Origin of the sequence: Streptomyces sp. 6N223 (genome assembly GCF_052246635.1) — a bacterium.
GTDB lineage: Bacteria > Actinomycetota > Actinomycetes > Streptomycetales > Streptomycetaceae > Streptomyces.
This window is the reverse complement of record NZ_JBQQCA010000064.1, coordinates 16,102-39,221: the sequence shown is the minus strand read 5'-3', so window position 1 is coordinate 39,221 and position 23,120 is coordinate 16,102. Positions and strand designations below refer to the sequence as shown.

The 23,120-nt window shown below is 74.5% G+C and carries 23 protein-coding genes and 1 riboswitch; of the genes, 10 read left to right on the top strand and 13 right to left on the bottom strand.

The window, feature by feature from the left end; all coding sequences use genetic code 11:
- The 3 genes from ACTWQH_RS28515 to ACTWQH_RS28505 all read right to left on the bottom strand — a co-directional run.
- On the bottom strand, positions 1–272 hold a 272-nt coding region (locus ACTWQH_RS28515; RefSeq protein WP_443289659.1), incomplete at its 3' end, for a DUF3040 domain-containing protein.
- Positions 273–513: 241 nt separating this feature from the next.
- The gene (locus ACTWQH_RS28510) at positions 514–1,332 is read right to left on the bottom strand and encodes a class I SAM-dependent methyltransferase (RefSeq protein WP_443289658.1); all 819 of its coding nucleotides are present in this window, start codon (positions 1,330–1,332) and stop codon (positions 514–516) included.
- Positions 1,333–1,459: 127 nt separating this feature from the next.
- On the bottom strand, positions 1,460–1,930 hold the full coding sequence (locus ACTWQH_RS28505; protein ID WP_443289657.1) for an SAV_6107 family HEPN domain-containing protein: 471 nt from the start codon (positions 1,928–1,930) through the stop codon (positions 1,460–1,462).
- A 201-nt stretch (positions 1,931–2,131) separates the two neighbouring features.
- On the opposite strand from ACTWQH_RS28505, the gene ACTWQH_RS28500 reads away from it, so the two are divergent.
- Positions 2,132–2,770: a TetR/AcrR family transcriptional regulator gene (locus tag ACTWQH_RS28500; RefSeq protein WP_443289656.1), complete on the top strand. Its 639-nt coding sequence runs from the start codon at positions 2,132–2,134 to the stop codon at positions 2,768–2,770.
- A 240-nt stretch (positions 2,771–3,010) separates the two neighbouring features.
- On the opposite strand, the gene ACTWQH_RS28495 is transcribed toward ACTWQH_RS28500, so the two are convergent.
- Genes ACTWQH_RS28495 through ACTWQH_RS28475 form a run of 5 tightly spaced genes read right to left on the bottom strand, consistent with a single transcriptional unit; the run spans position 3,011 to position 7,527 of the window.
- Positions 3,011–4,132, bottom strand: coding sequence for a hypothetical protein (locus ACTWQH_RS28495; protein WP_443289655.1), 1,122 nt, complete (start codon positions 4,130–4,132; stop codon positions 3,011–3,013).
- Between the two features lie 24 nt (positions 4,133–4,156).
- Positions 4,157–5,083 (bottom strand): methylenetetrahydrofolate reductase [NAD(P)H], encoded by a 927-nt coding sequence (gene metF, locus ACTWQH_RS28490; protein WP_443289654.1) that lies wholly within the window; start codon positions 5,081–5,083, stop codon positions 4,157–4,159.
- Between the two features lie 9 nt (positions 5,084–5,092).
- Positions 5,093–5,899 carry a thiamine phosphate synthase gene (gene thiE / locus ACTWQH_RS28485; protein ID WP_443289653.1) on the bottom strand — a complete coding sequence of 269 codons (807 nt, stop codon included), beginning with the start codon at positions 5,897–5,899 and terminating at the stop codon, positions 5,093–5,095.
- On the bottom strand, positions 5,896–6,273 hold the full coding sequence (locus ACTWQH_RS28480) for an Rv2175c family DNA-binding protein (RefSeq protein WP_443289652.1): 378 nt from the start codon (positions 6,271–6,273) through the stop codon (positions 5,896–5,898). Before ACTWQH_RS28480 ends, thiE begins: the two co-directional genes overlap by 4 nt.
- Positions 6,274–6,306: 33 nt before the next feature.
- Positions 6,307–7,527 carry an NAD(P)/FAD-dependent oxidoreductase gene (locus tag ACTWQH_RS28475; protein WP_443289651.1) on the bottom strand — a complete coding sequence of 407 codons (1,221 nt, stop codon included), beginning with the start codon at positions 7,525–7,527 and terminating at the stop codon, positions 6,307–6,309.
- Positions 7,528–7,611: 84 nt separating this feature from the next.
- Positions 7,612–7,725: riboswitch (TPP riboswitch) on the top strand.
- Between ACTWQH_RS28475 and thiO the strand changes: the two genes are divergently transcribed.
- The 7 genes from thiO (at position 7,717) to ACTWQH_RS28440 (ending at position 15,656) form a co-directional block, all read left to right on the top strand.
- Positions 7,717–8,901 carry a glycine oxidase ThiO gene (gene thiO / locus ACTWQH_RS28470; RefSeq protein WP_443289650.1) on the top strand — a complete coding sequence of 395 codons (1,185 nt, stop codon included), beginning with the start codon at positions 7,717–7,719 and terminating at the stop codon, positions 8,899–8,901. It overlaps the preceding riboswitch by 9 nt.
- On the top strand, positions 8,898–9,146 hold the full coding sequence (gene thiS / locus ACTWQH_RS28465) for a sulfur carrier protein ThiS (RefSeq protein ID WP_443289649.1): 249 nt from the start codon (positions 8,898–8,900) through the stop codon (positions 9,144–9,146). The genes thiO and thiS overlap by 4 nt, the downstream gene beginning before the upstream one ends.
- Before the next feature lie 167 nt (positions 9,147–9,313).
- Positions 9,314–10,072, top strand: a complete 759-nt coding sequence (locus ACTWQH_RS28460; protein WP_443289662.1) for a thiazole synthase — start codon at positions 9,314–9,316, stop codon at positions 10,070–10,072.
- Between the two features lie 111 nt (positions 10,073–10,183).
- Positions 10,184–11,404, top strand: a complete 1,221-nt coding sequence (locus ACTWQH_RS28455; RefSeq protein ID WP_443289648.1) for a septum formation family protein — start codon at positions 10,184–10,186, stop codon at positions 11,402–11,404.
- Between the two features lie 109 nt (positions 11,405–11,513).
- On the top strand, positions 11,514–13,553 hold the full coding sequence (gene pknB, locus ACTWQH_RS28450) for a Stk1 family PASTA domain-containing Ser/Thr kinase (RefSeq protein ID WP_443289647.1): 2,040 nt from the start codon (positions 11,514–11,516) through the stop codon (positions 13,551–13,553).
- Positions 13,554–13,804: 251 nt separating this feature from the next.
- The gene (locus tag ACTWQH_RS28445; protein WP_443289646.1) at positions 13,805–14,695 is read left to right on the top strand and encodes a transglycosylase SLT domain-containing protein; all 891 of its coding nucleotides are present in this window, start codon (positions 13,805–13,807) and stop codon (positions 14,693–14,695) included.
- Positions 14,696–14,717: 22 nt separating this feature from the next.
- Positions 14,718–15,656: a deoxyribonuclease IV gene (locus ACTWQH_RS28440; protein ID WP_443289645.1), complete on the top strand. Its 939-nt coding sequence runs from the start codon at positions 14,718–14,720 to the stop codon at positions 15,654–15,656.
- Here ACTWQH_RS28440 and ACTWQH_RS28435 read toward each other — a convergent pair.
- Positions 15,623–16,261 carry a sulfite oxidase-like oxidoreductase gene (locus tag ACTWQH_RS28435; RefSeq protein ID WP_443289644.1) on the bottom strand — a complete coding sequence of 213 codons (639 nt, stop codon included), beginning with the start codon at positions 16,259–16,261 and terminating at the stop codon, positions 15,623–15,625. The two genes, ACTWQH_RS28440 and ACTWQH_RS28435, sit on opposite strands and share 34 nt — an antisense overlap.
- A 206-nt stretch (positions 16,262–16,467) precedes the next feature.
- Between ACTWQH_RS28435 and bfr the strand changes: the two genes are divergently transcribed.
- Positions 16,468–16,950, top strand: a complete 483-nt coding sequence (gene bfr / locus ACTWQH_RS28430; RefSeq protein ID WP_443289643.1) for a bacterioferritin — start codon at positions 16,468–16,470, stop codon at positions 16,948–16,950.
- 31 nt (positions 16,951–16,981) lie between these two features.
- On the opposite strand, the gene ACTWQH_RS28425 is transcribed toward bfr, so the two are convergent.
- Both ACTWQH_RS28425 and ACTWQH_RS28420 read right to left on the bottom strand, forming a co-directional pair.
- Positions 16,982–17,269 (bottom strand): (2Fe-2S)-binding protein, encoded by a 288-nt coding sequence (locus ACTWQH_RS28425; RefSeq protein WP_443289642.1) that lies wholly within the window; start codon positions 17,267–17,269, stop codon positions 16,982–16,984.
- Between the two features lie 91 nt (positions 17,270–17,360).
- Positions 17,361–18,701, bottom strand: a complete 1,341-nt coding sequence (locus tag ACTWQH_RS28420) for a class II 3-deoxy-7-phosphoheptulonate synthase (protein ID WP_443289661.1) — start codon at positions 18,699–18,701, stop codon at positions 17,361–17,363.
- Between the two features lie 363 nt (positions 18,702–19,064).
- On the opposite strand from ACTWQH_RS28420, the gene ACTWQH_RS28415 reads away from it, so the two are divergent.
- On the top strand, positions 19,065–21,182 hold the full coding sequence (locus ACTWQH_RS28415) for an anthranilate synthase family protein (protein WP_443289641.1): 2,118 nt from the start codon (positions 19,065–19,067) through the stop codon (positions 21,180–21,182).
- Here ACTWQH_RS28415 and ACTWQH_RS28410 read toward each other — a convergent pair.
- Both ACTWQH_RS28410 and macS read right to left on the bottom strand, forming a co-directional pair.
- Positions 21,137–21,829: a response regulator gene (locus tag ACTWQH_RS28410; RefSeq protein WP_443289640.1), complete on the bottom strand. Its 693-nt coding sequence runs from the start codon at positions 21,827–21,829 to the stop codon at positions 21,137–21,139. The genes ACTWQH_RS28415 and ACTWQH_RS28410 overlap by 46 nt on opposite strands.
- Before the next feature lie 7 nt (positions 21,830–21,836).
- Positions 21,837–23,120, bottom strand: a complete 1,284-nt coding sequence (gene macS, locus ACTWQH_RS28405) for a MacS family sensor histidine kinase (protein WP_443289639.1) — start codon at positions 23,118–23,120, stop codon at positions 21,837–21,839.

Here is a 23,120-nt window from a genome sequence, read left to right as displayed (position 1 = left end):
GGCGGGGAACGGCGCCAGGCTGTCACGCCGATCGCGGCGCAGCCCAGCATGATCAGGAAGCCCACGACGCTCAGCCACTCCTGCCCGACGGGGAGGCCGACCATGAGGAGGGTGATGCCCAACAGGAAACCGGCGATCGCCTGGTAGACCCGCTTGCGGGTGTACGTGCGCAGCTCACTACCCTCAAGCGCTGTCGCGAATTTGGGATCTTCGGCGTACAGCGCGCGCTCCATCTGTTCGAGCATGCGCTGCTCGTGGTCCGAGAGCGGCACGGAGTCCTCCTACTCGTCGGTCGCGGTGGCGACCGGATCCGACCCTTCAAGGATAGGCAGGGAAACCTCCCTGTGAAACCCACCCCTGTACGCCAATTTCGCCCACCACCTTGAGCCCCGGGGAGCCTTGCGGGGTGGATGTGTCCTTCCCTCAGGGAACCCCGGTCATGCCGGGCGGCCGTTCCTGATGAGCTGATCTCGATAATACGAGGAACGCCCACCAAAAGGGGCCGTGAGCGGCCTACGGCACCTCCGCGAGCACGTGCAGCTCGCCCGCGACGGCCTGGAACGCCGGCACCACCGCCGCCTCGGCCTCCAGCCGGGTGAGCTCCCGCAGCGCCTCCGGCTCGGTGTCCACCAGGGCACCGGGCACCAGGTCGGTGAAGATCCGGACGCCGTGCACCTCGCCGGGCACCAGCCCCGCGTCCGTGACCAGCGCCTTCAGCTCCTCGACGCTGAAGCGGTGCGGCACCGGATCGGCCTCGCCCCAGCGGCCCGCGGGGTCGCCGAGGACACGCCGGGCCTCGGCGAAGCGCCCGGCCAGCGCGCGGGAGAGCACCGCGCCGCCGGTGCCCGCCGCCAGCAGGCTCAGCGTGCCGCCGTCATCACGCAGCGCACCGGCTACGGCGCGCAGACCGGCCGCCGGGTCGTCCACGTACTCCAGGACCCCGTGGCACAGGACCATGTCGTACCCGCCGCGCTCCGCCACGTCGAGGAGATCCCGCGTGTCCCCCTGGAGACCGCGCACCCGCTCCTCCATGCCCTCCTCGGCGGCCCTGCGCTCCAGCGCGAAGAGCGCGTTGGGGCTCGGGTCGACGACGGTGACCTGGTGGCCCAGCCGGGCGACGGGAACGGCGAAGCTGCCGCTGCCGCCGCCGGTGTCCAGCACCTCAAGCCCCTCCCGCCCGGCCGCCCTTGAGCGGGCGATGAGGGCCTGGCGCAGCACCTGCCACACCACGCCCGTGCGCAGCTCGGCGTGCGGCCCGGGCGGCGAGCCCGGGAGCGATCCCGGCGAGGCGCCCGAGGCTCCCCCGCGACGGACCCTGGGCTGTGTCGGCATGGCGGACGTCTCCTCGTGCGCGCGGTGATCGTGCAGTGCTGTGGAGTGCTGTCGAGTGCTGTGTGGCTGTGGAGCCGTGAGGCCGGGGGAGGGAAGGTCCCCGTCGTCCCCGTCGGGCGGGACCAGCCTACTTCGCGGCCGGGCCGCCCCGCGGGTCCTCCCCGCGCAGCACGGGCTGCTGCACCAGCATCTCCTCCACCAGCCGCAGGAAGTACCCGGCGGCGCTGGTCAGGTCGTCCGCGTCGGGGCGCGTCACCACGCCGCGTATGCCCGCCTCGATCCTGGCCCGGCGCTCGGCGCTGGCCGCGAACAGCACGCTCCACTCGGCCAGCTCGGGCGCTATCTCCGGCAGCACCTCCCACACGCTGCGGATCCTGCGGCGGGCGCGGGCGCTGGTCTCCGGCCGCCCCCGCACGGCGAGCACGGCGGCGGCGGCGCGCAGCGCCGCGAGGTGGGCGGCGACATACGCCTCGCCCGGGTCGGTCAGGGTGGACGCCTCGCCGAGCCCGCGCTCGGCCTGGGCGAGGAGATCCAACGCGGCGGGCGGCGCGGGCGCCCGGCGCGGCACGGGGTGCACGTCGGTCGGGAGTCCGGTCATGACGAGCCTCCTGGCGTCATTCAGCGGTGCTCTTCGCATCTGAGCACATGGTGAACCATGGCACTGACAATTCAGGGAGGGCTTTGTGGTGACCACCGAACGGGCACTGCAAACGCTTCAACACCCTTCTCTCAGGCCCCTCGCGCCCCTGTGGTGAGGGGGTGTGCGGTGGCACGGTGAGGCAGGGAGGAGAATCGGCCCATGGCACGCACGGGCACACGGCGTGGTGCGACCCGGCGCAGGCTCTACGAGGCCGCGATCGCGCTCATCGCCGAACAGGGCTTCTCCGCCACCACGGTGGACCAGATCGCCGAGCGCGCGGGCGTCGCGAAAGGCACCGTCTACTACAACTTCGCCGGCAAGACCGAGCTCTTCGAGGAGCTGCTGCGGCACGGCGTGCGATCGCTGACCGCCTCGCTCCAGGAGGTGGCGGACGCCGCCTTCGCCGAGCGTGGCCGGGCGGCCGACGCGCTGGACGCGATGGCGAGGGCGGGGCTCGGCTTCATCGCGCGCCATCCCGCCTTCACGCGGCTCATCACCACCGAGCTGTGGCGGACGCACCGGGCCTGGCACTCGACCCTGGTCTCGGTCCGCGACGAGACGATCGCGGTGGTGGCCGACGTGCTGCGCGAGGGGGTGAAGTCGGAGGAGTTCAGCGAGGACCTGCAGGTGGAGCTGACGGCCGGCGCCCTGGTGGGGATGGTCGTCGTCGCGGCCCTGGACTGGCAGGCCTTCCAGCCCGAACGCCCGCTGGCGGAGGTGCACCAGGCCCTGTCCCTGCTGCTGCGCGGGCGGCTGAGCGGCGCGGGCGACGCCGGCAGCGCGGCTGACGCCGGATGAGATGGGTGGTCAGCCGTGGCCGGCGCCGGCCCCGGCTGACCACCCCCCCCCCCTCCCCCCCATACCCCCCCCGGCGGGCCACTTCGTCTTCTCCGCCGCCCCGTGCCGGCGGTGTCGGACGCGGTCCCTGCCGACGCCTCAAAGACTTCCGTGGACGTGGGCGCGCTCCCATCCGTCGGGATACTCATCCCTGTACCTAGAGCGGGGCCGGTCGTCTAGGTAGCCGCGCACATGCGGCGTTCAGTAGCGTCGTTCCTGCCCGAACTGCCCGAACTGGTCGGCGTAGTAGTCCTGCTCGGAATCGCCGGCCCCGTTCCCGTTGCCGTAGCCGTCGGGCTGGGCGTAGAGACCGGCGGCGGGCTGCGGGGCGCCGTAGCCGCCGACGCCCGTGGCGTCGGGCGAGCCGGGGTCGCGCTGCTGCGGCATCGAGACGCCGCCGGGCGGCGTCTCCGGGTAGTACGCGGGCTGGGCGGCGGACTCGGCGCCGGGCCACGGCCCGGCGCCCGCTGCTGGGTAGCCGGGCGCGTAGCCCGGGTCGTAGGGCTGCTGCCCGGGCGGCTGGTAGTCCTGCTGGTAGTCCTGCTGGTAGTCGCCCGGGAGGCCGGGCTGGTATTCGGTCTGGAAGGGCTGGGCGCCGTAGTCGGCGTAGGTCTCCGGGCCGTTGCCCCCGCCCGGACCGGGGTCGTCCTGGGCGGCGGCGCCGCCGATGTACGGGTCGGAGTAGGCGGCGTAGGCCGGTTCGTAGGCGGGCTCGTACGCCGGCTCGTAGGGCTCGCCGGCCCGCTGCCCGGGGTAGCCCGCCGGGTCCCCCGTGCCGAGTGGCTCGCCGTAGGGCTCCTGATAGGAGCCGCCGTAGTCGGCGGCGGCCGGCTCGTACAGCGGCGAGGCGGGATATATCTCCTCGGTGTAGCCCTCGTCCTGCCGCTCTGCGTACGGATCCTGGGCCTGGTCCCGGTACTGCTCCCCGCCGGACGAGGGAGCGGGGGGCGGCGGGGGCGGGTAGGCGGCGTACCCGGCGGCGTCGACGCCGCCGCCGTCGTCGGCGACCGGCTCCAGCGGCCGCATCTCACCGGTCTGCGTATCCCGCCGCCGCCTGCTGGTGCCGGGCTTGCCGCCCAGCGCCCAGCCGGTGGAGAAGCCGCGCCGGAAGGAGAGCGTCACGAAGGTCTGGCCGATCGCGAATGCCACCGTGCCCGCCGCGATGACGGGCACCGAGGGCAGCAACACGCCCAGTACCACGCCGAGAAAGCCGCAGAATGCGACCAGCCGCCAGCGGAGCCTCGCCTTGTACTGAAGGAGCACCTCGCCTAGGAGCCAGAGGGCCACGACTCCGAACGCGATGTAGAGGACCGTCCAGCCCATGTAGGCCCCTCTCGGCGGTGATGGTCACGACCGCTGGTGCAGCCCCAGGTTGCGGTAGACGTCCAGCGTCGCTGTGGAGTGGCTAGAGGTGTTGAGCGTGATGAAGTGCAGTCCGGGGATGTCCTCCTGCATCAGCCTCGCACACAACTCCGTGGCGAATTCGATCCCGACCGAGCGTACAGCCAAAGGGTCGTCCTTGACCGCGAGGATGCGCCGTTCCAGCTCGGGAGGGAATGTCGCGTTGCTGAGCTGGGTGAAGCGTTCGATCTGCCGAACGTTCGTGATGGGCATGATCTCCGGAATGATCGGCGTGTCGCATCCGGCGGCGGCCACCCGGTCGCGAAGCCGCAGGTAATCCTCGGGATAGAAGAACATCTGCGTGATGGCGAAGTCCGCGCCTGCCCGGCATTTGCTGACGAAATGCCGGATGTCGTCCTCCCAGCCGGTGGACCTCGGGTGCATCTCGGGAAACGCCGCCACACCGACGCAGAAATCCCCTGACTCCTTGATCAGACGGACCAGTTCCACGGCATAGCTGACGCCCTCGGGATGCTTGGTCCACTCCCCCATCGGGTCGCCGGGCGGGTCGCCGCGCAGCGCCAGCACGTTCCTGATCCCGGCGGCGGCGTACTGGCCGATGATGTTGCGCAGCTCGGCGACGGAGTGGTTGACGGCGGTCAGGTGGGCGACGGGGGTGAGCGTGGTCTCGGTGGCGATGCGCTCGGTGGCCCGCACGGTGCGCTCCCGCGAGGAGCCGCCGGCGCCGTAGGTGACGGACACGAAGGTCGGCGCGACCGCCTCGACCCTGCGGATGGCGTTCCACAGGGTGCGCTCGCCCTTCTCGGTCTTGGGCGGGCTGAACTCGAAGGAGTACGAATGCTGCCCGGCCGCGAGAAGCTCGCGCACCGTCTGGGCACGGTCCGTCATCGTGCTGGGAATGCCGAGAGCCATAGGCGCAGGTTACCTATGGCGGGTTCCTTCCACTGGGGCGCGTCCGCTGGCCGGACGCGGCACGCCGGGCGGCGCCGTCGGCACGCCGGGCGGCGGCCCGTCGAGCGGCCGCTCCCGCAGCCGCCGCGCCAGGACCGCCGCGGCCTCGCCCGGGTCGCCGGCGTCGGTGAGGGCGCGCACCACCACCACGCGGCGGGCCCCGGCGTCCAGGACCTGGTCGAGGTTGCCCGCGTCGATGCCGCCGATGGCGAACCACGGCCGGTATGCCGCCGCCCCCGCCTCGCGGGCGCGCGCGACGCGGGAGGCGGCGTACCGCACCAGCGGCAGGCCCGGCGCCGGCCGCCCCGGCTTCGTCGGGGTGGGCCAGCAGGGCCCGGTGCAGAAGTAGTCCACGGCCGGGTCGGCCAGGGCCGCGTCCACCTGTGCCTCGGCGTGGGTGGAGCGGCCGATCAGCGCCCGCTCGCCCAGGATGGCGCGGGCGGCCGGGACCGGCAGGTCGCCCTGGCCCAGGTGCAGCACCTGGGCCGGCAGCCCGGCGGCGCGCGCCGCGTGGCAGACGTCCGCCCGGTCGTTGACCGCCAGCAGCGCGCCGTGGCGGCGGCACGCCTCCGCGAAGACCGTCAGCAGCTCGAGCTCCTCGGCGGCCTCGATGCCCTTCTCGCGGAGCTGCACGATGTCCACGCCGCCGCCCAGCACGGCGTCGAGGAACTCCGGCAGGTCCCCCTGCCGCCTGCGGGCGTCGGTGCACAGGTACAGCCGGGATTCGGCCAGGCGGGCGTCGGCCGGGTGGATGCCGGCCGGGCGGGTGCCGCTCACACGGCGAGCGCCTGTGCCCGGCGCTTCACCTCCGTCCCCCGGTTCTCCCGCAGGGCCTGCGCCGGGGTGCCCGGCAGGCTGTCGTCCGGGGTGAAGAGCCACTCCAGCATCTCCTCGTCGGTGAAGCCGTCGTCCTTCAGCAGCGTGAGCGTCCCGGACAGGCCCTTGACGATCTTGCCGCCGCCGATGAAGGCGGCGGGCACCTGCAGCACGCGGTTCTCTCCCCGGCGGACCGCGATGAGCTGCCCGTCCTTGACAAGCTGCCGGACGCGGGTCACCTCCACGCCCAGCTCCTCGGCGATGTCGGGGAGGGTCAGCCACGACGGGACGAGCGCGTCAATCCGCGGATCAATCGACGATTGGGTCTCAGTCACATCACTAAGCCTGCCATCTTCCACCGACAGTCGTCAGCGGACGGCGGCCTTGAGGGGGACGGACGGGTCGGCCGCCCGCGCCGGGTCCAGGCGGGCGCCGCGCGCGATGAGGCGGCGGCCCTGGACCAGATCACGCGGCTGGTCCACCGCCAGCACGGCGACGAGCGCGCCGTCGCCCTCGCGCAGCCAGCAGACGCTCCACGCGTCGCCGTCGGGCGCGCCGCGCCACAGCAGCCGGTCCGCGGCGGTGTGATGGCCGGCGTACTGGACGTAACGCCCGAACTGCTCGGACCAGAAGTACGGCACCGGGTCGTACGCCGTTACCTCCTGGACGCCGTCCCCGGCCACGAGGTTCGCGGCGACCGTGCGCGGGCCGGTCAGGGCGTTGTCCCAGTGGTGGACCAGCAGCCGCCGCCCGTAGCGGGCTGAGGGGAAGGAGGCGCAGTCCCCGACGGCGAACACCCCGGGCGCGCTGGTGCGCAGACCCGCGTCCGCGCGGACGGAGCCGTCCGCCTCCAGCTCGATGCCCGAGCCCGCCAGCCACCCCGTGGCGGGCCGCGAGCCCACCCCGACGAGCACCGCGTCCGCGCCCAGCACCGCGCTGTCGGCCAGCTCGACCTCACCCTCGCGGACGGAGACGACGCGCTGCCCGGTGCGCAGCTCGGCGCCGGCCGCGGCGTACCAGCGCCGCATGGGCTCGGCGACCTCGGCGGGCAGCGCGCCCGGCAGCACCTGGGGGGCTGCCTCGACCACCGTGATCCGGCACCCGGCCGCGCGCGCCGCCGTGGCGACCTCGGCGCCGATCCACCCGGCGCCGACCGCGACCAGGCTGCCGCCCGCGTCGAGCACCTGCCTCAGGCGCCGGGCGTCGTCCAGCGTCCGCAGCACATGCGCGCCGCCGCCGCCCGTGCCGGGCAGGGTCGCGGCCACGGCGCCCGTTGCCAGCACCAGGCGGTCGTACGCCATGGGTCCGGCGTCGGTCTCCAGCAGCCGCTCCGCGGTGCGCACCCCGGTCGCGGCGCGGCCCAGCACCAGCTCGACGCCGAGCCCCTCGAAGTCGACCTCCAGCGCGGCGTCTTCGGGCCGCGCCTTGCCGAGCAGCACGTCCTTGGAGAGCGGCGGCCGGTCGTAGGGCCGGTGCGGCTCGGCCCCGACGAGGGTGATGGCCCCCCGCCAGCCCTGTTCGCGGAGCTGATGGGCGGTCTGCGCCCCCGCCAGCCCCGCCCCGGCGATGACGACGCGCTGCTCTGTCACGGCGTCAAGCGTACGAGGGAGCGCACAGGGGCGTGCGGCGGCGAGGGCCCGGGCACTAGGCTGCCGTTAGCCGCAAGGCTGCTGTGAGGCACTCACGGGAGCCCGGGCGCACCGGGCTGAGAGGGAGGCTGGCCGGCCTCCGACCGTACGAACCTGATCCGGGTCATGCCGGCGAAGGGAGGAGTCGCGATGGGCGGAGCAACGCCGGACGCGCCGGACGCGCCGGACGCGCCGGACGTGATCGTCGTCGGCGGCGGCGTCATCGGGCTGGTGACCGCGTGGCGGGCGGCGCAGCGCGGCATGAGCACCGCCGTGGTCGACCCGCGTCCGGGCGGCGGTGCCGCCGAGGTGGCCGCCGGGATGCTCGCCGCCGCCACCGAGCTGCACCCCGGCGAGGAGCCGCTGCTCGACCTCGCCCTGGCCTCGGCCGCGCGCTACCCCGCCTTCGCCGAGGAACTCGCCCAGGCCGGCGGCGCCGACATCGGCTACCGGCCCTGCGGCACCCTCGTGGCGGCGCTCGACGCCGACGACCGGGCGCTGCTGCGCGAGCTGCACGCGCTGCAACGCCGCTGCGGCCTCGCCGCGGAGTGGCTGGGCGGCCGCGAGTGCCGCCGCCTCGAACCGATGCTCGCCCCGGGCGTACGCGGCGGGCTGCTGGTGGACGGCGACCACCAGGTCGATCCCCGGCGGCTGCTGGCGGCGTTGCTGACCGCGTGCGAACGCGCCGGTGTGGTCTTCCACCGGGAGCGGGCCGCGACGGTGGCCGTCTCCCGGGGCCGTGCCACCGGGGTGGGCCTCGCGGACGGCCGGGAGCTGCCGGCCGGGCAGGTCGTGCTCGCGGCGGGCTGCCGCAGCGGCGAGGTGGGCGGGCTGCCGCCCGGGCTGCTGCCGCCGGTGCGCCCGGTCAAGGGCCAGGTGCTGCGGCTGCGGATGGACCCCGCGGCGCCGACGCTGTCGCGCACGGTGCGGGCCGTGGTCCGCGGCGGGCAGGTGTACCTGGTGCCGCGCGCCGACGGCGAGCTGGTCATCGGCGCCACCTCGGAGGAGGCCGGCTGGGACACCGCGGTCACCGCCGGGGGCGTCTACCAGCTGCTGCGCGACGCGCACGAGCTGGTGCCGGGCCTGACCGAGCTGCCGCTGACCGAGTGCCGGGCGGGGCTGCGTCCCGGTACGCCGGACAACGCGCCGCTGCTCGGGCCCGGCGGGCTGCCGGGGCTGCTGCTGGCCACCGGGCACTACCGCAACGGCGTACTGCTGGCCCCCGTCACCGGCGAGGTGATGGCGGAGGCGCTCGCCACCGGCGAACTTCCGGCGCTGGCACGGCCGTTCGGCGCCGAGCGGTTCTCGGGCGCGCGGGCGGAGGCGCTGACGTGACGGTGTGGGTCAACGGCGAGCGGCGCGAGCTGGCGCCCGGCATCACGCTGGAGCGGCTGCTGGCGGAGCTCTTCCCGGCGTACGAGGCGGGCGCGGCGGCCGGGGCGGGAGAGGCGGGGGCACCCGGCGTTCCCGGGGTGGCCGTCGCGCTCAACGAGACCGTGATCCCGCGCGGCCAGTGGCCCGGCACGACGCTCGCCGAGGGCGACCGCGTCGAGGTGCTGACCGCCGTCCAGGGAGGATGAGCCACGTCATGACGGACGCCGTGACACGCGCAGAAGCAGACAAAGAGACCAAAGAGACCAAAGAGACAACGTCACAGGAGACGGAGGCACCGGAGACCGAGGCGAGGCCCGACGAGCTCGGCGAGCCGCTGGTGCTGGGCGGGCTGCGGCTGTCCTCCCGCCTGATCATGGGCACCGGCGGCGCGCCCAGCCTCGCCGTGCTGGGCCGCGCGCTGGCCGCCTCCGGCACCGAGCTGACCACGGTGGCGATGCGCCGCCTCGACCCGCAGACGCGCGGCTCGGTGCTCTCCGTGCTGCGCGAGCACGCCATCCGCCCGCTGCCGAACACGGCCGGCTGCTACACCCCGGGCGAGGCGGTGCTGACCGCGCGCCTGGCCCGCGAGGCGCTCGGCACCGACCTGGTGAAGCTGGAGGTGATCGCCGACGAGCGCACCCTGCTGCCCGACCCGGTGGCGACGCTGGAGGCCGCCGAGACCCTGGTCGACGACGGCTTCACCGTGCTGCCGTACACCAACGACGACCCGGTGCTCGCCCGGCGCCTGGAGGACGCGGGCTGCGCGGCGGTGATGCCGCTGGGCTCGCCGATCGGCTCCGGGCTCGGCATCCGCAACCCGCACAACATCGAGCTGATCGTGGCGGGCGCCGGGGTGCCGGTGATCCTGGACGCCGGGATCGGGACCGCGTCGGACGCCGCGCTGGCGATGGAGCTGGGCTGCGCCGGGGTGCTGCTGGCCACGTCGGTGACGCGCGCGCGGCGGCCGGAGGCGATGGCGCGGGCGATGCGGCACGCGGTGACGGCGGGCCGGACGGCGTTCCTGGCGGGCAGGATCCCGCGCCGCCGCCTCGCCCACGCCTCCTCGCCGACGGCCGGGCTGGCCGAGCTCGCCGGGGCGGCGGGGCCGGACGACGAGGGGCGCGAGGCCTGAGGCGCGACGCCGTGCGGCGGGGCGCTGAGATACGATCCGCCCCGTCCGCCGGGGAACGCCAACGTCGCCCACGCGAGACACGCACGATCGTCATCCGCCTCGAGGGACCCCATGGACTCACCGCAGCCGCCGCCCCCGCCGGGCGCCTGGCCCCCGCCACCCGGGTCGCCCCAGCCGTACGCACCGCCGCCGGCCCAGCAGCCGTGGGCGCCCGCGCGGCCGCCGTTCAGCGGCATGGCCGTGGCGGCGTTCGTCACCTCCCTCTTCGTCCTCTTCCCGCTGGCGCTGGTGCTGGGCCTGATCGCCCTCTCCCGGCTCACCGACGGCGACGCCCAGCAGCGCCGGCAGCGTGGCAAGGGCCTGGCGATAGCCGCCGTCGCGCTGGCGAGCGTGCAGATAGCGGTGCTGGCCGTCGTCGTCCCGGTCGCGGTGTTCAACGCCGAGGACGAGGGCGGCAGCGCCACCGCGGCCTCGCAGGACGACCGGCCGGGCGAGGACGCGGCCGGCCCCTCCCCCACCGAGTCCGACGAGCCCGAGGGGCCCGACGAGCCCACGCCGGCGCCGGGCGACGGGGCCGAGGAGATCGACGTCTACTCGATCGGGGTCGGCGACTGCTTCGACTCCGGCACCGGGCTCGACCGGTTCCAGGAGGACGAGGCCACCGAGGAGTTCCGCGTGACGCGGCTGGCCTGCGACGGCGCCCACGAGGCGGAGGCCTTCGGCAGCACCCGGGTCACCGGCTACGAGGCCTTTCCCGGCGACGAGGAGCTGACCCGGGTCGCCGCCGAGGAGTGCGGCGGCCTCGTGCAGCCGTACGTGCTCGACGTGTGGAACCTCGACAGCTCGGTGACGTACTTCTTCTACTACCCCCAGCAGTCCGGCTGGGCCTACGGCGACCGCGAGATCCTGTGCTTCTTCGGCCACCAGGACGGCTCGCCGCTCACCGGCTCGCTGCGCGGCGACGCGAGCGGCTTCAGCGAGGAGCAGACCAGGTACCTGGAGATCACCGCGCGGCTGGAGGCCGTCATCTGGCAGGAGCCGGCGCCCGGCGCGGCGCTGGACGAGCACCGCTCCTGGGCGGGCGAGATGTCGCGGACCATCACCGAGGAGGCCGACGCGCTGTCCCGGGCGAGCTGGTCGGCGGAGGTCTCCGGGCTGGTCGACGACCTCGTCGCGGCGCGCGGGGAGAGCGTCCCCCACTGGGACCGGGCGGCGGACGCGGCCGGCCAGGCGGAGTACGACACGCACTACGGCGACGGCTACGCGACGCTCGGCGTCGAGACGGAGATCAGCATCCGGGAGGCGCTGGGGCTGACCACCTCGCTCCAGTGACCGGGCTCCCGGGGCCGTGTGAGCGTTCGTCACCGTTCCGCTGCAGCCGTGCCGCGGCCGGGGCATGGACCGGCCGCGTTGTCGTTCACGGCCCGTAAACTCGTGGCTTGTGGACACCACCCTGCACGACCCGCTGATCGGTCAGGTCATCGACGGCCGCTACCGCGTCGACCAGCGGATCGCGGTCGGCGGCATGGCCACGGTCTACCTCGCAACCGACGCGCGGCTGGACCGGGTGGTGGCCCTGAAGGTGATGCATCCCACGCTGGCCGGGGACGACACCTTCGTCGAGCGCTTCACCCGCGAGGCCAGGTCGGCGGCCCGGCTCGACCACCCGAACATCGTCGGCGTGCTCGACCAGGGCACCGACGCCGGATACGTCTACCTCGTCATGGAGTACGTGGCGGGCTGCACGCTGCGGGACCTGCTGCGGGAGCGGGGCGCGCTCCAGCCGCGCGCCGTGCTCGACATCGCCGAGCCGATGCTGGCCGGGCTCGGCGCGGCGCACCGCGCGGGCCTGGTGCACCGCGACATGAAGCCGGAGAACGTGCTGATCGGGGACGACGGCCGGGTCAAGGTCGCCGACTTCGGCCTGGTGCGCGGGGTCGACAGCCACACCTCGGCCACCACCGACGAGGTGCTGGGCACGGTGGCGTACCTGGCCCCCGAGCAGATCGAGCGCGGCCAGGTCGACGCCCGCACCGACGTCTTCGCCTGCGGCGTGCTGCTGTACGAGATGCTGACCGGCGCCAAGCCGCACGCCGGGGACACCGCCGCCCAGGTGCTCTACGCCCGCGTGAACCAGGACCTGCCGCTGCCCTCGGAGGCGGCGCCGGGGCTGCCGGCCGAGCTGGACGGGCTGGTCGGCCGGGCCGCGGCCCGCGATCCGGGGGTCCGGCCGGCGGACGCCGCCGCGCTGCTGACGCTGGTGCGGGCGGTGCGGGCGGCGCTGAGCGACGAGCAGCTCGACGCCCCGCCCGCCGCCGCGTCGTCGGCGGCGGCGGGCTCGGCGGTCCCCGGCATCCCCGGCGTGGTGGCCGCGCCGCCCGAGGTGGGGCCCGAGGACCGCACGCGGATCGTGCCGCTGCCCAAGGGCGTGCGCGCCGCCTCCCCCGACGCCGCCGGGCCGGAGGAGCGGACCGCGCCCACCTCCCGCATCGACCCGATCCTCCCGCCGCTGGTGGATGCCGAGGACGAGGCGGAGTACGGGGCGTACGCGGCGGAGTACGCCGAGGACCCGGAGGACGTCGAGGCCGGGGCGCCAGGGCCGCGGATGCCGCGCCGCCGGCTGCTGACGCTGATCGGCGCCGCGCTGCTGCTCCTGGGCGTGGGCGTCGGCGTCTGGTACATCAACTCCGGGCAGTTCCTGCGCGTGCCCGGGGTGTACGAGCTGCCGCAGGCCGAGGCGGAGGAGCGGCTGCGCGACGCCGGGCTCGACGTCTCGGTCGAGCGGGACTTCTCGCGTTCCGTGGAGGCCGGGCACGTCATCACCAGCGACCCGGAGCGCGGCGAGCGGGTGCGGCGTAACTCCACGGTCACCATCACCGTCTCGGACGGGCCGCCGGTCGCGGTGGTCCCCAACCTCCGGGGGATCCCGCTGGAGGAGGCCAAGCGGCAGCTCGCGGACGCGGGCCTGACCTCGGGCGCGGAGCGCCGCGAGTTCTCCGAGGAGGTGCCGCGCGGCTCGGTGATCGACACCGACCCGGCGCCGGGCGAGGAGCGTCCCGCGAACTCGGCGGTGGACCTGGTCGTCAGCCGGGGCGCGGAGATCGACGTGCCCGACGTCGTCGGCCTGCCCGAGGGGACGGCGATGCAGGAGCTGAGCGAGGCGGGCCTGGAGGTCGAGGTGGCCGAGGAGCGGGTCTTCTCCGAGGAGGAGGCGGGCACGGTCGCCGCGCAGACCCCGGCGGCGCACGCCTCGGCCGGGGCCGGGGACACGATCGTGCTCACCATCTCCAAGGGTCCGGAGATGATCGTGGTGCCCGACGTGCGGGGCCGGCCGGAGGACGAGGCGACCGACATCCTCGAAGAGGCGGGCTTCGAGGTCAACGTGAACCAGCTCTTCTTCACCGGCACGGTGTTCAACCAGTCCATCTATGGCGGGGACCGCGCGCCGCGCGGCTCCACGATCACCATCTGGGTCAGGTAGCCGGGCTGCCGGAGGCGTTTCGCGCCGGGTTTTGCCGCCGCGAAATGGCGCTCGCGTGTGAGTCCCGCCATAGGGACCTTGGTCATCTACGAGGGGGCCTAGTTCCCCTTTCCCGTGGGCTAATCCGGGAATTTCCGCGTCGTTGCGCGTGATATACGAGGCCGCTTAGTACCAAGGCTGATTGCGGCGCGTTTTGCTCGCCTGTTACCAAGGGCGTCGCAATTCGTTCCCGAGATCGAGGTCTCTCACGTATGTCCGCTCGCCGCTCGCTTGCCCATATCCGCTCTCCGCGATCACGCATAACCGCGACGGCCGCTCTCGCCTCGGCGGGTGTCGCGGCCATCGCGCTCAGCGTTCTGCCCGTCCAGGCCGACGCGGAGTCCTCCGCCACCACCGGCGGCTCCGCCGCGTGGGACGTGAAGGCGGCCGACATCCCCGGCCAGCGGCAGCCCGCCGGGGAGGACGGCGGCTCGCGGGTCAGCCTGGAGACCGGCCCCGACGGGGTGCGGGCGGTCGTCGGCCAGCAGGACCGGCAGGGCGGCCAGAGCGGCCAGAGCGGCCAGAACGGCGGGGCCCAGGCCGGGGAGCAGGGCCGCGCGGGCACGCAGGCGCAGGACCAGAGCCGGGAGAACGCCGGGAAGCGCGAGGCCCGCCGTGCCGAGGAGCGCGCGCAGGCCGCCGAGCGCGAGCAGGCACAGGAGCAGGAGCGGCAGCGGCAGCAGGCGCGGGAGCAGCGGCAGGAGCAGCAGCGGCAGCCCGTCAGCCGGGGCGCCGCCGGGCAGCCGCGCCACGCGGCGGAGCAGGCCGCCACGCAGGACTACCCCTACACCCTCGACGGCTGGATTCGCGAGTCGCTCGCCATCATGGCCGAGCACGGAATTCCGGGCACCTACGACGGCCTGTACCGCAACATCATGCGGGAGTCCAGCGGCGACCCGAACGCCATCAATCTCTGGGACATCAACGCCCAGAACGGCACGCCGTCCATCGGCCTGCTCCAGGTAATCCAGCCGACGTTCGACGCATATCACGTGGCGGGCACGTCCTTTGACATCTACAACCCGGTGTCGAATATCGTCGCGGCGGCCCACTACGCGCAGCACCGCTACGGTTCGATCGACAACGTCTTCGGCCCGTACTGAGCCCCTCTGGCACGCTTGGACGGTGCCCGTTTCCCAACGCAACGCCCAACGCAACGCCCAACGCGGCGTCCAGCGCAACCCCATTGGCAGCCACGTCCCCGTGGCCGGTGGCCTGGCCACGCGCGGGATCTCCTACGCCCGCTCCATGGGCGCGGAGGCCGTGCAGGTCTTCGTGGGCAACCCGCGGGGCTGGGCCACGCCGCCCGGTGACCCGGGGCAGGACGAGCTGTTCCGCGCCGCCTGCGCGGAGCGTGGCCTGGCGGCGTTCGTCCACGCCCCGTACCTGATCAACCTCGGCTCGCACGACGCGGTCACGGCCAGGCGCTCGGTGGACTCGCTGCGGCACGCGCTGCGCCGGGGCCGGGAGCTCGGGGCGCGCGGCGTCGTCGTGCACACCGGCCAGGCGACCGGCGGACGCCCGACCCAGGTGGCGCTGGCGCAGGTGCGGCGGCTGCTGCTGCCGCTGCTGTCGGAGCTCACCCGCGACCGGCGCAATCCCTGGCTCCTGCTGGAGCCGACGGCCGGCCAGGGCGCCTCGCTGTGCTCGCGCGCCGCCGACCTCGGCCCGTACCTGGCGGCGCTGGACCACCACCCCCGGGTGGGGGTGTGCCTGGACACCTGCCACGCCTTCGCCGCCGGGCACGACCTGGCCTCGCCGGGGGGCACGGCGGCGCTGCTGGATGAGCTGGTCGCCGTGGCCGGTCCCGGCCGGCTGCGGCTGATCCACGTCAACGACTCCAAGGACGCGGTCGGCTCCCGGCGCGACCGCCACGCCAACATCGCGGAGGGCTCGATCGGGGCGGCGGGCCTGGCCGCGCTGTTCGGCCACCCGGCCACCGAGGGCGTTCCGCTGGTGCTGGAGACGCCGGAGCGGGGCATCAGGGCGGACGTGGCCGCGCTGCGGAAGCTGCGCGAGGCCCACGGCCCTCACAGCTCGGGGCCGTCGCCCGGCTCCTCCTGATAGGAGTACCGCTGCTCGCGCCAGGGGTCGCCGATGTTGTGATACCCGCGCTCCTCCCAGAAGCCGCGCCGGTCGGCGGCCATGTACTCGACGCCGCGCACCCACTTCGGGCCCTTCCAGGCGTACAGGTGCGGCACGATCAGGCGCACGGGGAAGCCGTGTTCCGCGGTGAGCAGCTCGCCGTCCCGGTGCGTGGCGAAGACCGCGCGGTCGTCGGCGAAGTCGGCGAGCCGCAGGTTGGCGCTGTAGCCGTACTCGGCCCACACCATCACATGGCTGACCTCGGGCGCGGGCGGCGCCAGGGCGAGCAGGGTGGAGGTGAGCACGCCGCCCCACTCGGCGCCGAGGATGCTGAACTTGGTGACGCAGTGCAGGTCGGCGAGGACCGTCTGGTACGGCAGCGCGGCGAACTCCTCGTGCGTCCAGCAGTGCTTGTCGCCGTCGGCGGTCGCCCCGAAGACGCGGAACTCCCAGCGCTCGGGCCTGAACCTCGGCACCGGCCCGTAGTGCGTGACCGGCCAGCCGCGCTGCACCCGCTGGCCGGGGGGAAGCCGGTCGATGTGCCCCTGGCCCACATGACCTGTGCGGCTGTCCGGCTGACCCATGCCTCCATGGTGGCAGACCGCGAGGGGTGCTCCGCACCGCCACCCACCCCGGGGAGATACCGGCAATTCCGCTCATAGCACCACTAAGTAGCGTATCTCACTGCTATTTTGGTAAGGCTTCGCTTACTGGACGGATCGGCGCCGTGATGTCACGATGCGGCACACCCATCCGCGAATCCTGGGCCACCCGGAAGGAGCGCGCCGCCATGCAGGGCGACCCCGAGGTCATCGAGTTCCTCAACGAGCAGCTCACCGCCGAGCTGACCGCGATCAACCAGTACTTCCTGCACGCGAAGATGCAGGAGAACTACGGCTGGACCAAGCTGGCGAAGTACACGCGCGCCGAGTCCTTCGACGAGATGCGGCACGCCGAGGTGCTCACCGACCGGATCATCTTCCTCGAAGGGCTGCCGAACTACCAGCGGCTCTTCCACGTCCGGATCGGCCAGACCGTCACGGAGATGTTCCAGGCGGACCGCCAGATCGAGGTGGAGGCGATCGACCGCCTGCGGCGGGGCATCGAGGTGATGCGGTCGAAGGGCGACATCACCTCCGCCCGGCTCTTCGAGTCGATCCTGGCGGACGAGGAGCACCACATCGACTACCTCGACACCCAGCTCGACCTGCTGGAGAAGCTCGGCGAGGCGCTGTACCTGGCGCAGCAGATCGAGCAGCCCGAGGAGGCGTAACCCAGGGGCGGGGCGGGTGCGGGCGGACCGCTCAGGCCCGTGCCGCCGCCAGCCGCGGCGCCGCCTCGTGGGCGGACGCCGGAGGCGCGCCCGCGGGCGCGAGCCGCTCGGCGGGGCCCGGCACGGCCGCCCCCGCCAGGGCAACGCGGGCGCAGGGGGCGTCGACGCGCCCCAGCAGCCCCTGGATGCGCCGCACGCACGAGCCGCAGTCCGTGCCCGCGCGGGACTGGGAGGCTATCTGCCGGGGCGTGCACGCACCGGCCGCGGCGTGCGCACGCACCTGCTCCTCGGTGATGCCGAAGCACGAGCAGACGAACACGCGAACCTCCGCCGACGAACAGTAAGGTAAAGCTAACCTTACCCCGTCGGCGGAGGTGTGACGAGCGGGGCCCGGGACCGGGCCGGGCGTCCTAGGCCCGGTACATCTCCGCGACCAGGAACGCCAGGTCCAGCGACTGGCTGCGGTTGAGCCGCGGGTCGCAGGCCGTCTCGTACCGCTGGTGCAGGTCGTCCACGAAGATCTCGTCGCCGCCGCCCACGCACTCCGTGACGTCGTCGCCGGTCAGCTCCACGTGGATGCCGCCCGGGTGCGTGCCCAGGCCCTTGTGGACCTCGAAGAAGCCCTTCACCTCGTCGAGCACGTCGTCGAAGCGGCGCGTCTTGTGCCCCGAGGCGGCCTCGAAGGTGTTGCCGTGCATCGGGTCGCAGACCCACGCCACCTGCGCGCCCGCCGCCGTGACCTTCTCCACCAGCAGCGGCAGCCGGTCGCGGATCTTGTCCGCGCCCATCCGCGTGATGAACGTCAGCCGCCCCGGCTCCCGCTCGGGGTCGAGCCGGTCGATCAGCGCCAGCGCCTCCTCGGCCGACGTCGACGGGCCGAGCTTGACCCCGATGGGGTTGCGGATCTGTGAGGCGAACGCCACGTGCGCCCCGTCGAGCTGCCGCGTCCGCTCCCCGATCCACACGAAGTGCCCGGAGACGTCGTAAAGGCGCCCGGTCCGGGAGTCGGTGCGGGTCAGCGCCGCCTCGTACTCCAGCAGCAGCGCCTCGTGCGAGGCGTAGAACTCCACGGTCTGGAACTCGGCCGGGTCGGCGCCGCACGCCTTCATGAAGTTCAGCGCGCTGTCGATCTCCCGCGCCAGCGCCTCGTACCGCTGGCCGGAGGCGGAGGTGCGCACGAAGTCCTGGTTCCAGGCGTGCACCTGGTGCAGGTCGGCGTAGCCGCCGGTGGTGAAGCCGCGCACCAGGTTCAGCGTGGCCGCCGAGGAGTGGTACATCCGCCGCAGCCGCTCCGGGTCCGGCGTGCGCGCCTCGGCCGTGAACTCCGGGCTGTTGACCGAGTCGCCCCGGTAGGACGGCAGCGTCTCGCCGTCCCGCGTCTCGGTCGGCTTCGAGCGCGGCTTGGAGTACTGCCCGGCGATCCGGCCCACCTTCACCACCGGCACGGCGGCGGCGTAGGTCAGCACGGCGCTCATCTGCAGCAGCGTCTTCAGCTTCGCCCGGATGTTCTCGGCGCTGACCTGGTCGAACGCCTCGGCGCAGTCGCCGCCCTGGAGCAGGAACGCCTCGCCCCTGGCCACGGCCGCGAGCTTGTCCCGCAGCTGGTCGCACTCGCCGGCGAAGACCAGCGGCGGATACGTCGCCAGCTCCGCGGTCACGGCCCGCAGCGCCGCCGGGTCGGGGTACTCCGGCTGCTGCGCCGCCGGCAGATACCGCCAGTCGGCCCCGGCCCCGACGCCGGCGCCGGACACGGCCGGCGCGGGTGACGCGAGGGAGGAGGCGGAGGCGGAGGTGCTCTCAGTGTTCACGGTCACCCGTCCAGATTAAGGGGTCGTGTCCACTCCGTTTCCCGGCCCCCCGCACAGCGGGACGGCCACGGACGGCTGGACGGACACGCGCCGCTGCGCACGCGCGGCGCCGTGGCGTATAGTCCCCCGCATGTTCGCGCAGCCAGCCCAGCACACCCGCAGCTGGTGGTGGACCGCTCTCCCGGGCGGCCCACCTCACGCGCGTACCCACTGACGACGCGAAGGCCGCCCCGGGCGAGGGGCGGCCTTCGTCGTGCGGAACTCCTGCCGGGCCGGTCCCTCCCCCACACCACGGAAGGACCGCCCATGTCCGAACCCCTCTCCCCGTCCCTGACCCTGTCGCGCCTGCGGCGCCTGCTCGACGCCGACGCCCCGTTCGCCCTGCTGCGCCGCCGCACCCCCGGCCACGACCCGGGCCTGGTGGAGCTGCTCACCGGCCCGGTCACCCAGGTCGCCCGCCTCGCCGACATCCCCCTCGCGGAGCGGGCCCTCGCGCTGGTGCCCTACCGGCAGCTCGCCGAGCGCGGCTTCGTGGCGGCCGACGACGGCACCCCGCTGGCCGTGCTGCTGCCCGAGGAGTCCCACGAACTGCCGCTGGAGGAGGTGCTGACGGCGCTGGCGGCACTGCCGAGCCCCGATGTCGCCGTCGCCGGCGGCGGGTTCGACATCGGCGACGACGACTACGCCGCGATGGTCCGCGCCGTCGTCGAGCGGGAGATCGGCGCCGGGCAGGGCGCCAACTTCGTGATCAGCCGCGCCTTCACCGGCCGCGTCGACGGCTTCGGCCGCGCCCACGCCCTCGCCCTCTTCCGCCGCCTGCTGGCCGCCGAGCGCGGGGCGTACTGGACCTTCCTGGTCTGGACCGGCGAGCGCGTGCTGCTGGGCGCCAGCCCCGAGGCGCACGTGCGGATGAGCGGCGGCACGGTCGTGATGAACCCCATCAGCGGCACCTACCGCTACCCGCCCGAGGGCCCGGGCGCGGAGGGGCTGCTGGCGTTCCTCGACGACGCGAAGGAGACCGAGGAGCTGTCGATGGTCGTCGACGAGGAACTGAAGATGATGTGCGCCGTCGGCGACCGTGGCGGCGTCGTCGTCGGGCCCCGGCTGGTGGAGATGACGCACCTGGCGCACACGGAGTACGAGCTGCGCGGCCGCAGCACGCTGGATGTGCGCGAGGTGCTGCGCGAGACGATGTTCGCCGCGACCGTGACCGGCAGCCCGCTGGAGAACGCCTGCCGCGTCATCGCCCGCCACGAGCGCGGCGGCCGGGGCTACTACTCCGGCGCGCTGGCGCTGCTGGGCCGCGACGCGGGCGGCGCGCAGTTCCTGGACTCCCCGATCCTCATCCGCACCGCCGACATCGACCTGGCCACCGGACGGCTGCGGGTCCGGGTCGGGGCGACGCTGGTGCGCGGCTCCGACCCGGCCGCCGAGGTCGCCGAGACCCACGCCAAGGCGGGCGCGGTGCTCGCCGCTCTCGGCGTACGCCCGGGGCGGCCGGCCGGGGAGCGCGCCCGGCCGCGGCTGGCCGCCGACCCCCGGGTGCGGGCGGCGCTGGCGGCGCGACGCGAGAGCCTGGCGCCGTTCTGGCTGCGGATGCAGACGCCTGCGGCGGGCTTGGAGCAGCACCCGCCGGTCCTGGTGATCGACGGCGAGGACACCTTCACCTCGATGCTCGCCCATCTGCTGCGCTCGGGCAGGCGCGCCGTGGAGGTCGTGCGGTACGACGCGCCCGGCGTGCGGGACCGGGCCCTCGCGCACGAGGGCCCGGTCGTCCTGGGCCCGGGGCCCGGCGACCCCGCGGACGGGGCGGACCCGAAGATGCGGGCCCTGCGGGAGCTGGCGACCGCGCTCCTGGAGGGCTTGGCCCCCCAGCCCCCCCTCGGGAGAGAAGGCGAGCCACTGGCCGGTGCCGCGCCGCTGGGCCGCCACGCCGACGCGACGGACCCGGCGACGGGAGCGCTGCACGGGCCGGCGCGTGGGCTGCCGGCCGAAGCCGCCGCCGGTGTGCCTGCGGCCCGGCCCGCGAGCCCGCGCGGCGTGCTCGGCGTGTGCCTGGGCCATGAGCTGATCGCCGCCGAGCTGGGCCTGCCGCTGGTGCGCAAGGACCGGCCCTACCAGGGCGCCCAGGAGCGGATCGACTTCTTCGGCCGCCCCGAGACCGTCGGCTTCTACAGCTCCTACGCCGCCCGCTGCGACGACGAGGCCGCCGCGGCGCTCGCCCGGCGCGGCGTGGAGGTGAGCCGCGACGCCGCCACCGGCGCGGTGCACGCGCTGCGCGGCCCTGGACTCGCCGGGGTGCAGTTCCATCCGGAGTCGGTGCTGACGCTCGACGGCCCGGCGGTCGTCGGCGAGCTGCTGGCCGGGCTCGACGCCCCCTACGGGCCGCCGCCGTCGTCGTCCAGGCCGCGCTCGATGGCGTAACGCACCAGCTCCGCCCGGTTGTGGAGCTGGAGCTTGCCGAGGGTGTTCTGGACGTGGTTCTGCACGGTGCGGTGGGAGATGACGAGGCGGTCGGCGATCTGGCGGTAGGTCAGGCCCTTGGCCACCAGCCGCAGCACCTCCGTCTCCCGCTCGGTCAGGCGCGGCACCTCGGGCCCGCCGCGTTCGTCCGGCGGGGCGGTGGCCGCCACCGCCAGCCTGCGGTACTCCCCCAGCACCAGGCCGGCCAGCCCGGGGGTGAAGACGGGGTCGCCCGCCGCCGTGCGGTGGACCGCCTCGACCAGCTCCCGGGCGCTGGCGGACTTCACCAGATACCCGGTGGCGCCGGCCTTCACCGCCTCCAGCACGTCCTCCTGCTCGCCGCTGGCGGACAGCACCAGCACCCGGGGCCCGGGACCCTCGCCCTCCCCGGCGAGCCGGCGGCACACCTCAGCCCCGGGCATGCCCGGCAGGTTCAGGTCCAGCACCAGCACGTCCGGCCGGGCCGCCCGGGCGCGGCGCACCGCCTGCGGGCCGTCCCCGGCCGTGGCCACCACCGCGAACCCGGCCTCGGTCAGGTCGCGGGCGACCGCGTCCCGCCACATCGGGTGGTCGTCGACCACCATCACCGTCACCGGTTGCTCACTCATCGCTCACTCACTTGTTGACTCCCTTGGGCAGCCGCAGCTCCACCTCGGTGCCCTGCCCGGGGACCGATACCCATTCCGCGCTGCCGCCCAGGCCCGCCAGCCGCCCCCGTATGGAGAGGGAGACGCCGAGCCGCCCCTCGGCCTCGGCGCGGGCCAGCCGGCCGGCCGGGATGCCGGGGCCGTCGTCGCGCACCGTGACCAGCACGGCGTCCGGCTCGTCCTCCAGCAGGATCCAGGCGTTGGCGGGCTCGCCCGAGGGTCCGACGGCGTGGCGGCGCACGTTGTCCAGGGCGGCGCCGACCGCCGCCGTGATCTCCCGGGCGGCGTCGGCGGGCAGCGGCACGGGGCCCGGCGGGCCGGCGTAGCTGACCCGCGCCCGGCCGTCGGCCGTCTCGCGCTGCCGGCCCGCGCCCGGCCGGCCCGCGCCCCGCTGGGCCGCGAGCGCCAGCAGCGTCCCGAGGTCCGTCACCTCCGTGCCGTCCGGCCCGGCGGGCCCATCCGGTTCCGCGCCGCTGCCCCCGAACGCCTCCCCCGCCACGCCATGGCCGGCCGCCGGCCGCGCCGACGGCCCGCCCGCGACCAGGGAGCGCAGCGCCCGCTCCTGCTCCCCGGCCAGCCGCCCCAGCTCCGCGGCCTCGCCGCCGATCGCCGCGCCCCGCCGCTGCACCATCGCCAGCACCTGCAGCACGCTGTCGTGGATGTCCCGCGCCAGCCGCTCCCGCTCGCGGGTCGCGGCCTCGATGCGCAACGCCCTGGCGAGGGTCCGCTCGCTTGCCCGGGCCAGCTCGACCACGTAGCCGATGGCGATGCTGGCCACGCAGACCAGCAGCACGTTGTGCAGGGTGCCGCGGGAGAAGTGGTCGTCGTCCTGGACGAGGTTGGCGACGCCGACCAGCACCGAGGCGCCGGCGGCCCACCGCCAGCCGCCCTTGAGGGCGACGGCCAGCACCGAGCCGGCCATCCAGATCGACGGCAGCGTGGGGCTGACCGTGTCCCCCGGGTCGGTGGGGATACTCAGCAGGATCCCGGCCACGCCGATGGTGAGGTCGGCGGCGAGGAAGCGCGGGGTGCAGCGCTCGTTGGAGGAGACGCGGCGCAGGGTGGCCAGCGTCCATGCCACCAGCCCGGTCAGGTAGCAGACGCCGATCGCGGGGCGCTGGAATTCGCCGTAGTTCAGGCCGAAGAGAAGGACGGCGTAGCCGGCGGTCAGCACCCGGTAGCCGGCGAGCGCCCGCCACATCGGTGCCTCCAGCGCGGACACGCCGGTGCTCCGCTCCCCCGCCGTGGTCAC

What these genes read in the sequence shown, in the direction of transcription:
- ACTWQH_RS28505 (WP_443289657.1), bottom strand. Translation starts at nt 1,930, where the DNA reads ATGACCGGACTCCCGACCGACGTGCACCCCGTGCCGCGCCGGGCGCCC.
- ACTWQH_RS28500 (WP_443289656.1), top strand. Translation starts at nt 2,132, where the DNA reads ATGGCACGCACGGGCACACGGCGTGGTGCGACCCGGCGCAGGCTCTAC.
- ACTWQH_RS28410 (WP_443289640.1), bottom strand. Translation starts at nt 21,829, where the DNA reads ATGAGTGAGCAACCGGTGACGGTGATGGTGGTCGACGACCACCCGATG.
- bfr (WP_443289643.1), top strand. Translation starts at nt 16,468, where the DNA reads ATGCAGGGCGACCCCGAGGTCATCGAGTTCCTCAACGAGCAGCTCACC.
- thiO (WP_443289650.1), top strand. Translation starts at nt 7,717, where the DNA reads ATGGGCGGAGCAACGCCGGACGCGCCGGACGCGCCGGACGCGCCGGAC.
- ACTWQH_RS28435 (WP_443289644.1), bottom strand. Translation starts at nt 16,261, where the DNA reads ATGGGTCAGCCGGACAGCCGCACAGGTCATGTGGGCCAGGGGCACATC.
- ACTWQH_RS28495 (WP_443289655.1), bottom strand. Translation starts at nt 4,132, where the DNA reads ATGGGCTGGACGGTCCTCTACATCGCGTTCGGAGTCGTGGCCCTCTGG.
- ACTWQH_RS28455 (WP_443289648.1), top strand. Translation starts at nt 10,184, where the DNA reads ATGGACTCACCGCAGCCGCCGCCCCCGCCGGGCGCCTGGCCCCCGCCA.
- ACTWQH_RS28510 (WP_443289658.1), bottom strand. Translation starts at nt 1,332, where the DNA reads ATGCCGACACAGCCCAGGGTCCGTCGCGGGGGAGCCTCGGGCGCCTCG.
- metF (WP_443289654.1), bottom strand. Translation starts at nt 5,083, where the DNA reads ATGGCTCTCGGCATTCCCAGCACGATGACGGACCGTGCCCAGACGGTG.
- ACTWQH_RS28415 (WP_443289641.1), top strand. Translation starts at nt 19,065, where the DNA reads ATGTCCGAACCCCTCTCCCCGTCCCTGACCCTGTCGCGCCTGCGGCGC.
- ACTWQH_RS28445 (WP_443289646.1), top strand. Translation starts at nt 13,805, where the DNA reads ATGTCCGCTCGCCGCTCGCTTGCCCATATCCGCTCTCCGCGATCACGC.
- ACTWQH_RS28460 (WP_443289662.1), top strand. Translation starts at nt 9,314, where the DNA reads ATGGGCACCGGCGGCGCGCCCAGCCTCGCCGTGCTGGGCCGCGCGCTG.